Here is a 13,903-nt window from a genome sequence, read left to right on the forward strand (position 1 = left end):
TTCGTGATCTTCCTACGAGTCGCCTCGTCAACCTCGAGAGACCGGGTTCGCCAGCGTGCCGACGCCTTGGATCGTGATCTCCACGAGGTCGTCGGGCTCCAGGGTGAACGAGTCCGGCGGCACGATGCCGGTCCCGGTCATGAGGATGACGCCCGCGGGGAAGCTCAGCTCGCGCGTGAGGTAGGCGACGAGCTCCTCGGGCGAGCGCCGCATGCTCGCGGTCGAGGTCTTCCCCGCGAACACCGCCTCGCCCCTGCGCCGGATCGCGAGATCGATGGAGAGCGCGCGCAGGTTGAGCCCGGGCTCGTCCGCGAGCACGATGGCGGGGCCGAGCGCGCAGCAGCCGTCGTAGACCTTCGCCTGCGGCAGGTAGAGGGGGTTGTCGCCCTCGATGGAGCGCGACGAGACGTCGTTGCCGGCCGTGTAACCGACGATGCGGCCCGCCGCGGAGACCACGAGCGAGAGCTCCGGCTCGGGCACGTTCCAGCTCGAGTCGCGGCGGATGCGCACCGGCGCGCCCGGGCCGACGACAAGGCGGGGCGTCGCCTTGAAGAACAGCTCGGGGCGCTCGGCCTCGTACACGAGGTCGTAGAAGTCGCCGCCGCCGGCGCTCTCCTCTTTGCGCGCGGCGCGCGAGCGCTCGTACGTGACGCCCGCCGCCCAGACTTCCTGCCCGTCGATCGGGGCGAGCAGCGGGACGTCGGGCGGGAGGGGGTGGGCTTCGACGTGCGCGCGCGCGCACGCGTCGCGCACCGCGCCGAGGGGATCCGGCAAGGTGAGCCACGAGGCGACGGACGCGAACGCCTCCGGGGATGCCGCCGTGAGGTCGTGGCGCGCTCCCCGCTCATCCTCGATCCCGAGACGCGGACCGCCAACGCCCGCAAACCGAAACAGCTTCATGTCAGCACCTCCCTACAGACCCGCCCTGTCGATCGCGATGATCTTGAGTTGGGTATAAAATTCCTTGGTCGCCTTCATCGCTCGCCCGTCAGCTCAAACCCTGGTCCAGATGCGCGTCCTTGAGCACGACGGCGCGGCTCGTGCCGCGCGTCTCGAGCGGTAGCGGAGCTTTCGTTTGCCTCGTCGCCGCCTCCGCGGGAACGCCCCGGGTCACCGTGGGTGCAGTGTCGAAGGCCATCTCGCAGTCGCGCAGCGTCGACCGCATGATCCACCAACACGGGGCGCTCTGTAAAGACACTATGAAAATGACGTGGGCGTGGTGCAGGTGCGGTGATGAGCGTCTCGCGACGGGACCATGAGCTCCGCGACGCAGCGCGCGCGCTGTGAAGGATCGGGGCTACGCCGTCGAGATCCAGGGCGGGTCGAGCTTCGGCGTTCCGCGACGGCTCGCGCCGCAGGCGAGCGTTGCGCTCCCGAGCGGGACCGCATACAGTCGCTCGCACCCTTGTGCGAGGCACGGTCGTCGACGGCAAGCACCGGATGTCCAAGCTCCTCGGGGAGGGAGCGAGGGCCTCGGTGCGCGAGGCCGAGCACGCCGCGGCGGGCCGGCGCGGCGCCATCAGGGCGATCGGCTCGCTCGACCCGACCCGCGATCCCGCGCCGCGCGGCGCCTCCGGGGCTCACACGCGACACCGGCGAATTCAAGCAGTAAGCCTCTTTGGAACAGAGCGGGACAAACGAACGTGGTAGGCGAGCTTGAGCGGCCGTCGGCCGGGCGCAGCGGGTCGAAGCAGGGTTTCGAGACACCCGATCTTCCGGCGTCGAGGGGCATGCGCCGCCGTCGCCTGTTCTCCCTGATCGCGATGGCAGCGGGGCCGTCGATCGCGCTGGCGTCGCTGCCCGCGCACGCGCAGCCCGGCGCTCCGCCCGCGCCCCCGCCGCGCGAGGCGAACCCGGCTCCGGCGGCCCCCGACGAGGCAGCGCCAGCGCAGGACCCCGCGTCGCCCCGCGCGCTCGGGCTGGGAGAAGAGGTCCCGGTGTCCGAGGCCGTCCGCCAGGAGGCGCTGCAGCACTTCAAGAAGGGGCTCGATCTCCTCCAGCAGGGAGCGCTCGCGCCTTCGCTCGCGGAGTTCATGGTCTCGCGCAAGATGTTCCCCACGCGCGCCGCGACGAGGAACACGGCGATCGTGCTGCGAGAGCTGCGGCGTTACGACGAGGCGCTCGACATGTTCGAGGCGTTCCTCCGAGACTTCAACGCGTCGGCCGCCGAGCGCACGGCCGTGCAGCGCGACATCGCCGAGCTCAGGGCGCGCGTCGGGACGATCGACGTCACCGGCGCCGAGCCCGGCGCGTCCATCGTCGTGAGCGGCGAGGACCGCGGCCAGTATCCGCCCTTCAAGCCGATCCGTGTGCCCGCAGGCGCGCACGTGATCCGCGTCTTCAAGGAGGGGTTCGAGCCGTTCGAGCGGCGCGTCGACGTCGCCGGCGGCCAGACGGTCCCGGTGCAGGCCACCCTCCGCAGGCTCCTGCGATCCGGCAGGCTGCGCGTCGTCGAGGGCACCGGCAGGACCGCCGACGTGCTGGTCGACAACGTCGTCGTCGGGCGCACGCCCTGGATCGGCACGCTGTCGGTCGGCAATCACATGGTCACGCTGCGCGGGGAGGGGAAGCTCGGCTCCCAGCCGACCGCCGCGCCGGTGCGGCCGCAGGAGCTCACCACGCTGTCGCTGCTCGCCGAGGAGCTCGACGCCTCGCTGCGCGTCAACCCCACGCCGCCAGGCGCGAGCGTGTGGATCAACTCGGTCAACGTCGGCAACGGCGTGTGGCTCGGCCGGCTGAAGAAGGGCCAGCACCACGTCGAGGTGAAGGCCGACGGGTTCGTCACCGGGGCGCGGGACGTGACGCTCGACAGCGGGGAGCGCGAGGTGGTCACGCTGCAGCTCGAGCGCGACGAGGACGCGCCGATCTGGCGCATCCCGCCGAAGATCGCGCTCGACGTGAGCGCGTCGTTCTTGCTCGCGCCGACGCTCGGGGGCGACGTCGCCGGCTGCTCCGGGGGCTGCGCGCGCTCGATCGCGCTCGGCAGCGCCGCCTTCCTCCATGGCGCCTACGAGCTCGGCTCCGGGCTCGGCTTCGGCGTCGAGGTCGGAGGCCTCATGGCGTTCCAGGGCGTCGAGGGCCGCGACGCCGAGCTCTATCCGGTGGGCGTGTCCGACCCGGACCGAGGCAGCGCGGACGACGATCTGCGGCTGAGCGGCGCGCTCTTCGGCGCGACGGTCGGGTACCACGTGGGGCAGCGCTTCCCGTTCCAGTTCCTCCTGGGCGCCGGGGTGCTGGTGGGCCAGGTCCGCGACGAGCGCAGCGGCAAGTTCACGGCGAGGGACGGCAGCACCCTCTACGCCGAGCCCGCCGCGGCCTTCTCGTCGGCCACGTACCTCTTCCTGGATCCCGAGGTGCGGATCGGGGCCCGCTTCGCCGAGCATTTCGAGATCTCGGCCGGGGCCAAGCTGCTGGTGCTCATCGCGCCCGAGCCGCCCAAGTGGGATTCGACGATCGAGATCCCCGCGTCGACCGACGGGATCGGCACCTACCGGTCCGACCCCGTGATGGGCGATCTCGTGTTCATGATCGCCCCCGGCGTGAACCTCCGTTACGACTTCTGATCTGGAGCGCGGGCGCATCCTCGTGCGCTACGGGCTCATCCGCGTCGTCCGGCTCGCTGCTGCGCGCGTTCGGGCGCCTCACGCGCTTGCCTAGCGGCTGAGCCCCTACCGCACGAGCCTGCACGCCCCTCTACGGCTTCTGCCCTTTGCGCTTGATGATCATGAACTGGACGCGCCGGTTCTTCTGGCGGCCCGTCTTGATGCGGTTGTCCGCGAGCGGCTGCTCGAAGCCGTACCCCTTGGCCACGAGCTTCTCCCGCGGCACCCCGGCGGACACGAGCCACGAGAGGACAGCGTCCGCGCGCGCCTGGGACAGGGCCAGGTTGAACTGCTCGGTCCCGTTGTCGTCCGTGTGCCCTTGCACCTCGACGAGCTCGATGTCCGGGTTCTGCTGGATGGCGTCGCGCACCTCGTAGAGGATCTCGTCGGAGATGGGGTCGACCGTCTCCGCGCGCGACTTCCCGTAAGGGATGAACCGCACCGGCTTCGAGGCGGTGATCTCCTCGGTGTTCACCCGCACGAACCGCGGGCAGCCGTTCTGCTTCGGATCCGGATCGGCGACCCCGCGCTCCCTCGGGCAGGCGTCCGCGGCGCCGCGGATGCCGTCGCCGTCCGGATCCTCGGGGCAGCCGTTCTGCTTTGGATCGCTGTTGGCAGGTCCCTTGGCCTTCGGGCAGGCGTCCGAGCCGTCGACGATGCCGTCGCCGTCCGCGTCGCCCGGACACCCCACCTTCTTGGGATCGCTGCTCGCGGCGCCGGCCACGGTCGGACAGGCGTCGATCCCGTCGGGGAAGCCGTCCTCGTCCGAGTCGTCCGGGCACCCGCTCTTCGTCGCGTCGGCGCGCCGTACGCCCGGCGTGGTCGGGCACGCGTCGTCGACGTCGAGCACCGAGTCGCCGTCGCGATCCGCCGGAGGGCAGCCGTCTTTCGCGGGATCGGGCGACGGTTCGCCCTTCACGTCGGGACAAGCGTCGAGCTTGTCGTTGATGCCGTCGTCGTCCTTGTCACCCACGGCGGCCGCGGCGGGCGCGCGCTCGGGGGGCGGCGGCTGCGGGAGCGGCGTCCAGCCGATCATGCCGACGGCGCGGACCGTCGGCCAGCCGACCGCCGTGGTCAAGCTCGGCCCGAGCCCGGCGCCGAAGGTGAGGCCGCCGAGGACGCGCAGCTTCGCGCCGAAGAGCAGCTCGGCGTTGGCGTCGGCGTCCACTCGAGTCGCCGGCGTGCTCGAGAGCAGGAGATCGTCTCCGAGCGGCGCTGCTCCGTACAGCTCGGCGCCGAGCTGAAGGAGATCGCCGCCGAGCACGAGCCCCGCCGCGCCACCGAACGTGAGCAGGGAGGGGCTGCTCGAGCCGCCGCCGACCTCCACGCCGCCGCTCGCATTCCAGAGGAATGCGAGATCGGGCGAGCCGACGCGGCCGCCGAGGCTCCCGTGCACGTTGGCGCGGGCGGCGGGATTGCCAGTGTACTGCTCCGGCGAGCCGGTGGGCACGAACACGTAGGTGCCGATCCCGAGCTGGATCGGGCCCCCGTCCTCCCCGAGCGCCCGGAGCCGCGCGCCGAGGCGGAGATCGCCGAACACGGGCGCGGTCAGCTCGGGGAACTGCGTGCCGGGGAGGCCCGGATCGTCGCCGCCCTGCGCGGCGGCGAGCGGCACGTCCACGGAGAGCAGCAGGCGATCCCAGAGCGCGAGCGAGCCGTCGAGGCGCAAGAACGACTGCGAGGAGATGATGGCGATCTCGTTCGCGGCGGCGCCCTCGCTGCTGCCGAAGCGGATCGGCCGGTGCGAGTAATCGAACATCACGTAGGCGGCCGGCGCGAGGTGGCCGGGCGCAGCGGGGGAGGGGACGCCGAAGAACACGTCCCCGGCGGGCGCCGGCTCGAACCGGTTGACGGCGAAGCCGCCGGTGGTTTGACCCCGTGAAGCGCCGGCGAGCGTCAACAGGACGGCCGCGGACGCGGCCGCTGCGACGGAGGATGACCTCATGGGGCGGCCACGATAGCGGGGGTGGGAGGTGGAGGGCAACATGCCCGTTGGGCGTTGCATGTCCGCTCGCGTCATGAAGCGAGCGCCGGGCGCATTTCAGCGACTCGCTGTGGTGCGGCGAGATCGCCGGCGCGCCGCGCCGCCGGCCACGCCGAGGCCGAGGAGCAGAGCCGCGAGCGGGGCGTCGCCTTGGCCCGGTTCGCGCGGTTGGCCGACGATGCGGCAGGAGCAGGACACCGGCTCGGGGAGCTCGAACGGCTGTACGCATTCGCCAGCGGTGTTGCACACCGAGGGAGACACGCAGTCGCTGACCGAGGCGCACCGCTTCAGGCAAGCGCTGCCATCACACGCGTAGGGGGTGCAGTCGATGTCGTCGGCGTTGCGGACGCGCACGGTGTGTTTGCCGTCGCAGCGAGGCTCCTTGAGCTCGACGCACGTGCCCGCTTCGCAGATGAAGTCGAGGATGCAGTCGGCGTCGCCGACCGCCGGATCGCAGCTCGTCTTGCACGTGTTGCCGTCGGCGCACCTGAAGCCGCCGCACGAGCGCGGATCGTCGGTCGAGCCGCCGTTGCTGTCGCACAGCTGGTGGAGCTCCACGGCCGGTCCAATCGCGCAGCCCTCGTCCGGGCAGCTGCACGTCGGGGCATTCAGCTCGGAGGTGGGACCGGGAAAGGTGCATCCGAGAGGGTTCGTGCCGTCGCAGAAGCCGGAGCAAGCCGTGCCATCGCCCTCGCACGGTGAACGTTCGAAGGTGCCGTCCTTATTGAGGTGCGGCTGTTGGGGGCTCGCCACCGAGCCGAGGGTCAAGCAGAAACCGACGTTGCCCGGTGTATCACAGGCCTGACACTGGCCCCGGCACGCCTGGTTGCAGCAGGTGCCGTCGACGCAGTGCCCGGAGAGGCATTGCTCATCGCGCTCGCACGCCGCGGTGATGTCCCGCTTCGGCTTGCACCGGCCCGCTCCCTCCGGGATCGTCGGGGTGCTGCCGCCCGAGCTGCTCGACGTGCTGGTCGCGCCACCAGCGCCGCCGGCACCAGCGACGCCGCCAGCGCCGCCCGCGCCGCTCGAAGCGCCGCCGGCACCGCCTGCGCCAGCGACGCCGCCAGCACCGCCGGCACCGCCCGCGCCCCCCACGCCGCCAGCGCCAGCTGCGCCGCCGGCACCACCGACGCTCCCCGCGCCAGCTGCACCGCCGACGCCGCCAGCACCACCTGCGCCGCCGGCACCGCCTGCGCCACCCGAGCCGCTGGCCTCATCGCCCGCGGTGTAGTCGCACCAGCCCGTCTCGGAGCACGGTTGCTCCTCATCGCAGTACGGCGAGCACGCGATCTGGTCCTTGTCACATGTCCCCGGGTTGCAGTCGTCCGTCATCTCGTCCGGCTCGGCGTGGCCGTTGCCGTCGCAGCGGTTGTGCACCTCGATCTCGTCTCCGGGGATGCACCGCTGCGGCAGCGGCGTGCCGTGTTTGGCGAAGCCGCACTCTCCATCCTCGCCGCTCCCTTTCCCCACGGCGGTGCACGAGTAGCACTGCTCGGTGCAGGCGACGTTGCAACAGACGCCCTCGGTGCAGTGGCCCGAGACGCACTCGCTGTCCAGGGTGCACGCCTCGCTGTTGCGCTTCAGGAGGATCTGCGCGGTGGCGAGCGCCTGATCGGTGGCGAGCGGGCCGGACAGCCCCCTGCCGCCGACGACGAGGACGGCCCTGCCGGCGTCGACGGAGCGGCCCGCGTTGACGAGCAGGGCGGTGTGATCACGCCGCCCTGCCATCGGCTGGGGAAGATCGAGCAAGGTGAACTGCCTCGACCCCGGGTTGAACGTCTCGGCGGCCTCGAGCGTCGCCGTCCCGTTGTACCCGCCGGCGACCACCACCTCTCCCGTCGGCAGCAGCGTCGCGGTGTGGTTCGCGCGCGCCTGCTTCATCGAGGTGCCCCTCGGCAACGCGGCGAAGCCCCGGCGCGAAGCGTCGCTCGAGCCGTCGACGTAGATGTCGATCGTGTTCGAGTAGAGGCCCCCGCGCAGCTGGTTCGTGCCACCCGTGATCAGCACGTCGCCCGAGTCCAGCGTGGTCGCTGTGTGGAACCCGCGGAGCGCGGACATCTGGCCGCTCCACCGAGGGCTCGGGACGACGGGGCCGAACGAGCGCGTCGCCACGTCGTAGATCTCGGCCGACGTGAGGGCCGCGCCGGTGAGCACGAAGCCGCCGCACAGGAGGACATCGCCGGACTTGAGCCGCGCGGCGGCGTGGGCGTGCCGCGACGAGCTGAGCTGGTTCTCGGTCGGCACCAGCGTGCTGTCGCCGAAGTCCGCGAAGGTGTAGAGGAGCGCGCTGCTCGTGGGCTGGTTGAGCGGCGGCGCGATGCCGCCGGCGAGGAGGACCGTGCGATCGGCGACGAGCGTCGCCGTGTGGTTGAACCGGGGCTGGCTCATCGACGCCGGATCGGTGGAGAACGCCCCGGTGGCTGGGTTGTAGACCTCGAGGCTGCCGAGCGGCGTCCCGCCGTCGCTGCTCGCGCCGCCCGCGATCAGCACCGGGACATCGTTGCCCGACGGCGTGATCGCGCCGAGGGCCGTGGCCGTGTGGGCGCCGCGGGCCGTCTGGAGGGAGCCCGTCCTGGCGAAGGTGCGGCTCAGGGGCTCGTAGATCTCGGCCGAGCGCAGCGCCGTCCCGTCCGTCGCGAAGCCCCCCGCGATGAGCACCCGGCTCGCCGGCGCGCCGGGCGCGATATCGATCGCGGTGTGCCGCGAGCGCGCGTCGGTCATGGCGTTGCTCGTCGACATCCAGAGGGGATCGACGAGCGCCGGATACCGCACCACGGCGGCCTGCCAGCCCACCGTCACCGTGCAGGTGGAGGCGCCGGGCGCCGTGGGCGCGCGGCCCCAGGGCGCGCGCGGGCTCGTGTCGACCGCGCACCCTTCCACCGAGAGCGTCGCCTCGTGCCGCGCGCCCTCCGCGTCGACGAGGTACGGCGGCGCGACGCGCAGGCGGGGCGCGCCGCCCCCGTCGAGGAACTCGAGCGTGTCCTCGACCAGCCGCAGCCCCGCCACCGCCGCGACATCGACGCGGTAATGGATCTCCCTGCGCGGCGGCTCGCGCTCGAAGTAGACGAAGTCCTCGGTCCCGGCCGGATTCACGCGGTGCAGGACATCGGCGGAGACGCCGCCGGCGAGGAGCGCCTGGCGATACAGCGTGATGCCATCGACCGCGGCGGCCGCGACCTCGCGCGCCCCTTCGATCGAGAAGGTCACGGCCACGCCGGAGGCCTCGTCGCGCAGGCGCACCCCCGCGGCGGCGTGGCTCGGCAGCGTGACCTGGGCTGTCCTGGAGGAGGCGCTCGTCTTGCCGAGGGCGACCCCGGCCGGCGCCTCGCCGAGCGCCCGCGGGAACATGGCGCGGAGGGCCTGGACGCGCGCGCGCGTCGGCGCGGCGGCGCGTGCGGAGGCCGCGCGCGTCGGGGCGGCGCCGTCCTCGGAGCAGGCCGGTAAGACCGCCGCGGCGAGCGGGAGGAGCGCGAGGGTCAGCGCCGGACCGCGGCGGAAGAGACGAGCGCAGCGGCTCATCCGGGGGACGAAGGATCGTTCAGGCACGCTGTTCTCTCTCCGCATCTCGAGGGCGGCGCGCCTGCGCGCCGCCGAGCCCCATGTCGGACGGCGCCCGATCGACGGTTGGCCTCGTTCACGCCGCTCGCCGCGAGGCACGATAACAGAAACGGCGCGCCCGGCGGTACCTGGCAGCGCGGGGAGCGCGCTGGGCGGGCCCGCGCAAGCGCGATTCCTGCTCAGCACCACACAATCCTTGCGGCGCGCAGCTGCGGCGGTGTACGTAGAATCATGCCGGAGCGGGCAGCCGCCCCGAGGAGCCGATCGCGATGAAGAGCGTGGGTTTTGCGCTGGCTTGCGTTGTCCTCTCGGCGGGCCTGCTAGGCCCGGCCTGCAGCAGCGAGGCACCCGGCGAGGGGCCGACGAGCTCGTCCACCGGCACGCACACGGGAGGCGCCGGCGGCACGGGCGGGCAAGGTGGCGCGGGCGCCACGGGCGGGAGCAGCAGCGCGGGCGATGCCTCCGGCGGCGGTGGCGGCACGGGGGGCACGGGCGCTGCGGGCGGGAGCAGCGTCACCAGCGGAGGCGACGCGACCGGCGGAGGTGGCGGCACGGGGGGCCAGGGCGGTACGGGGGGCCATGAGCCGCGGAAGCGCTATTGCGCGAAGGGCTGCGAGACGGCTGCGGATTGCTGTCCGGCCGGAACGCCGAACTGCCCGGGCGGCGCGTACCCCGACAACTGGACGTGCGAGGCAGGGATCTGCGTTTCCCCGCAGTGCAGCAGCGCGGCGGACTGCGCGCTCACGGGGGCGCCGGCAGACTACGAGTGCCTCCCGGTCGGCGGGCAGAGGGCGTGCGTCAAACCCTGCAAGGTCGGCAACGACTGCGGCGCTGCGGACGCGGAATGCACCGGGAGGACCACGAACGGGCGCAACTTCTGCCAGTTCCCGTTCAGCTGTAGCGGCGATGCGGAGTGCAACGGCTTCGGGATCTGCGTCGACGGCGATTGCGTGTGCGATAGCGACGACGATTGCACGGACCCGTCCGTCGACAAGTGCCCGATGTAGCTCCGCCCTCCAGGAGCTCAGCCCAGAAGCGCGGCCATGGCTGCCATGGCTAGCCGACGTCTGCGCCGCGACGCGGCGGAGCCCGCGCCGGACCGGTGCACTGCCCATTGCGCCGTCGGTCGCTGACGCGTCGGCTCCGTGACGCGCGGACATTCCCAAGCCAGACCGACCGGGAGTACAATCACGAGGCCGGGGTCTGGCCCGGAAGAACTCAGCGACGAGGGAGAGCATCGGCCCAGGTTTCCTGTGCCCGCGTGGTCTTCCGGAGGACTTGTCATGCGTCGATCGGCATCGCCCGCACCGTCCCGTCAGCGCCCTTCGGCATCGATGCCGCCCGCGCGCGTTCGCCGGCCCCGCGCCGGGCTACTGCTCCAGTTGATCGCTGCGATCATGCTCTGCGCGGGGAGCGCCCACGCGCGCCCCGGCGACGTCGACGACGACGGCAGGGCCGACGCGGTGGACAACTGCCCCAGGCGCTGGAATCAAGATCAGGCGAACACCGATGGCGACAAGTACGGCGATGTTTGTGACAATTGCCCAGAGCGCCAGAATGACGACCAGCGAGACACGGACGGGGACGCACTCGGAGATGCCTGCGATCCCGACGATGACAACGACGGCGTGTCGGACGATGGCGCGCCGGACGGTGAGCCCGACAACTGTCCACTTTACGCCAACCTGGACCAGGACAACAGCGACGAGGACACGCTCGGTGACGCCTGCGACAACTGCCCTGAAGTGGAGAACCAGGATCAGGCCGACACCGACACGGACGGCATCGGCAACAGCTGCGACAATTGCCCGGACAAGGTAAACGCTGAGCAGGACGATGCGGACGGCGACGGCATCGGCGACGCCTGTGACACGGATGCGGACAACGATTCAGTACCGAACGCTTCCGACAACTGTCCGCTCGCACCGAACCTCGACCAGGCCAACAATGACCACGACGCGCAGGGCGACGCGTGCGATCTGGACGACGACAACGATGGCGTAGCCGATGACGCCGACAACTGCCCGCTCAACGCCAACGCGGGCCAGGCGGACACGGACGGAGATGGCTTGGGCAACGCCTGTGACCCCGACGACGACGGCGATGGATTTCTGGACGCCGTCGACAACTGCCCGCTCCAGGCGAACGATCAAGCCAACCTCGACGGCGACGCCCAGGGCGACGTCTGCGACCCCGACGATGACAACGATGGCGTGGTCGATAGCAACGACAACTGCCCGGTGATCGCCAACCCGCGCCAGGAGGACGCGGATCGTGACGGCGTAGGCGACGCGTGCGAGCTCGACGACGATGACGACGGGCTGCTCGATAACGTCGACAACTGCCCTCAGGATGCGAATCCGAGCCAGGCCGATTCGGACAACGATCGCATCGGGGACGCCTGCGATCCCGATGATGATAACGACAGCGTGGCCGATGGCATCGACAATTGCCCGTTCACGTTCAATCGCGATCAGGCGGATTCCGATGGAGACGGGGTCGGGAATGTCTGCGACAACTGCCCCGAGCGCTCCAACCGCGATCAGAGCGACGCTGACGGCGACAGGTGGGGAGATCTGTGCGACAACTGTGTCGACCTGGCGAACGCGGATCAGGCAAATAACGGGGATGACGACATCGGCAATGCCTGCGACGACGATGACGACGACGACGGGGTGCTCGACGTCAGCGACAACTGCCCGATGGTGTCCAACAGCAGCCAGGCTGACAACGAGCACGACGGGATCGGCGACGCGTGCGACGCGGACGACGACAACGACGGGGTGCTCGACGTCAGCGACAACTGCCCGTTCGCGTCGAACGCCGGTCAGGTCAACAACGACGGCGACACGCAGGGCGACGCCTGCGACGAGGACGACGACAACGACGGCATCCTCGATACCGAGGACAACTGCCCGCTCGTCTCCAACACGACCCAGGCAGACACCGATCAGGACCAGAGGGGCGATGTCTGCGATGACGACGACGACGACGATGGCGTCCTCGATGCCGTCGACAATTGCCCCAAGGCGGCCAACACCGATCAGGTGAATCACGACGGCGACACGCTCGGCGACGCCTGTGATCCGGACGACGACAACGACACGGTCCTCGACGTGGCCGACAACTGCCAGTTCGTCGCCAACACCGACCAGGCCAACAACGAGCACGACGCGACCGGCGACGCGTGCGACGACGACGACGACAACGACACGGTCCTCGACGTCACCGACAACTGCCAGTTCGTCGCCAACACCGACCAGGCCAACAACGACGGCGACGCGCCCGGCGACGCGTGTGATCCGGACGACGACAACGACACGGTCCTCGACGTGGCCGACAACTGCCCGTTCGTCGCCAACACCGACCAGGCCAACAACGAGCACGACGCGCTCGGCGACGCGTGCGACGACGACGACGACAACGACATGGTCCTCGACGCCGCCGACAACTGCCCGTTCACCGTCAACACGAACCAGGCGAACTCCGACAGGAACGGCCCGAACCCCGACGCGCTCGGAGACGTCTGCGATGATGACGACGACGGCGACGGGCTGTCCGACCTCCAGGAGATCGCGCTCGAGACCGACACGCGGAGCATCGACACCGACGGGGACACCATCGCCGACTACGCCGAGGTGGCGAACCCGGACGACCCGGCGGACCCGGCGAACGATACGGATGGGGACAAGCGCATCGACGCGCGCGACACCGACAGCGACGATGACGGGGTGCTCGACGCGGACGAGGCGGGCGACGCCGACATCACCACGCCGCCCATCGACTCGGACCACGACGGCCTGCCGAACTACCGCGACCCCGACAGCGACAATGACGGCGTGGAGGACGCTGAGGACAACTGCCCGCTGGTCGCGAACGCCGATCAGCTGGACGTCGACGGAGACGACCACGGAAACGCCTGCGACGGCGACTCCGACGGCGATCTCGTGCTCGACGCCGCCGACAACTGCGTGCTGCTCGCCAACCCGCTGCAGGAAGACGCCGACGGCGACGGCCTCGGCGACGTCTGTGATCCGGACGGCGATCCCGACGCAGACGGGGTGCCCAACTCCAGCGACAATTGCTTCCTGATCGCCAATCCGATGCAGGAGGACGCCGACATGGATGCCCAGGGCGACGTCTGCGACTCCGATCCGGACAACGACGGCGTGCGCGACGGCGACAACTGCCCGCTAGACCCCAACGTCGATCAGGAGGACGCCGACGGCGACGGCGTCGGCGACGCCTGCGACAACTGCGTCGAGCAGGCGAACCCCGATCAGGAGGACGTGAACGCGAACGGCGTCGGTGACGTCTGTGACCCGGCGTTCGATCGAGACCTCGACGGCATCGCCGACCCGGACGACAACTGCCCCGACGTCGCGAATGCCGACCAGATCGATACGGACAAGGACGACGTCGGCGACGTCTGCGACAACTGCCCTGAGGCTCCCAATCCGGATCAGGCCGATAGGGACGACAATGACATCGGCGACGCCTGCGATGTGTCGCCCACCGGCAGCGGGGGCGGCGGGGGCGGCGAGGGCGGCGCGGGCGGCGCGGGCGGCGCGGGCGGCGAAGGAGGTCAGGAAGTGAATGAGGAAGGAGATTTCTCGGGCGGCTGCGACTGCCAGATGAGCGACGCCCCGAGCTCGAGGGCCGCGTGGGGGCTCGTGCTCGGCGTCGCGCTGCTCCTGCGGCGCCGGCACAAGGCCAGCGACACGCCAGCCACGCGAGCCCGCCGGGCGGCTTGAGCCTC

7 protein-coding genes are annotated in these 13,903 nt (G+C 71.0%); 3 read left to right on the forward strand and 4 right to left on the reverse strand.

The features are described 5' to 3' along the window. Positions 1–27: 27 nt before the first annotated feature. Both WMF45_RS45400 and WMF45_RS45405 read right to left on the reverse strand, forming a co-directional pair. A complete protein-coding gene (locus tag WMF45_RS45400; RefSeq protein WP_437713039.1) occupies positions 28–900 on the reverse strand; it encodes a fumarylacetoacetate hydrolase family protein in 873 nt (290 codons plus the stop codon). Between the two features lie 88 nt (positions 901–988). Beyond that, on the reverse strand, positions 989–1,165 hold the full coding sequence (locus tag WMF45_RS45405) for a hypothetical protein (protein WP_437713040.1): 177 nt from the start codon (positions 1,163–1,165) through the stop codon (positions 989–991). Between the two features lie 565 nt (positions 1,166–1,730). Here WMF45_RS45405 and WMF45_RS45410 point away from each other — a divergent pair. After that, a complete protein-coding gene (locus WMF45_RS45410) occupies positions 1,731–3,563 on the forward strand; it encodes a PEGA domain-containing protein (RefSeq protein WP_437713041.1) in 1,833 nt (610 codons plus the stop codon). Between the two features lie 130 nt (positions 3,564–3,693). On the opposite strand, the gene WMF45_RS45415 is transcribed toward WMF45_RS45410, so the two are convergent. Together WMF45_RS45415 and WMF45_RS45420 are read right to left on the reverse strand one after the other, a co-directional pair. Then, positions 3,694–5,547, reverse strand: coding sequence for an OmpA family protein (locus WMF45_RS45415; protein WP_437713042.1), 1,854 nt, complete (start codon positions 5,545–5,547; stop codon positions 3,694–3,696). 96 nt (positions 5,548–5,643) lie between these two features. After that, positions 5,644–9,132, reverse strand: coding sequence for a Kelch repeat-containing protein (locus tag WMF45_RS45420; protein WP_437713043.1), 3,489 nt, complete (start codon positions 9,130–9,132; stop codon positions 5,644–5,646). A 281-nt stretch (positions 9,133–9,413) separates the two neighbouring features. On the opposite strand from WMF45_RS45420, the gene WMF45_RS45425 reads away from it, so the two are divergent. Together WMF45_RS45425 and WMF45_RS45430 are read left to right on the forward strand one after the other, a co-directional pair. Further along, complete coding sequence (locus WMF45_RS45425; protein WP_437713044.1) at positions 9,414–10,151, forward strand: hypothetical protein; 738 nt, start codon at positions 9,414–9,416, stop codon at positions 10,149–10,151. Between the two features lie 375 nt (positions 10,152–10,526). Then, positions 10,527–13,898 carry a thrombospondin type 3 repeat-containing protein gene (locus WMF45_RS45430; RefSeq protein ID WP_437713045.1) on the forward strand — a complete coding sequence of 1,124 codons (3,372 nt, stop codon included), beginning with the start codon at positions 10,527–10,529 and terminating at the stop codon, positions 13,896–13,898. Positions 13,899–13,903: the final 5 nt, after the last annotated feature.

Source organism: Sorangium sp. So ce448 (genome assembly GCF_051520915.1).
Taxonomy (GTDB): domain Bacteria; phylum Myxococcota_A; class Polyangia; order Polyangiales; family Polyangiaceae; genus Sorangium; species Sorangium cellulosum_B.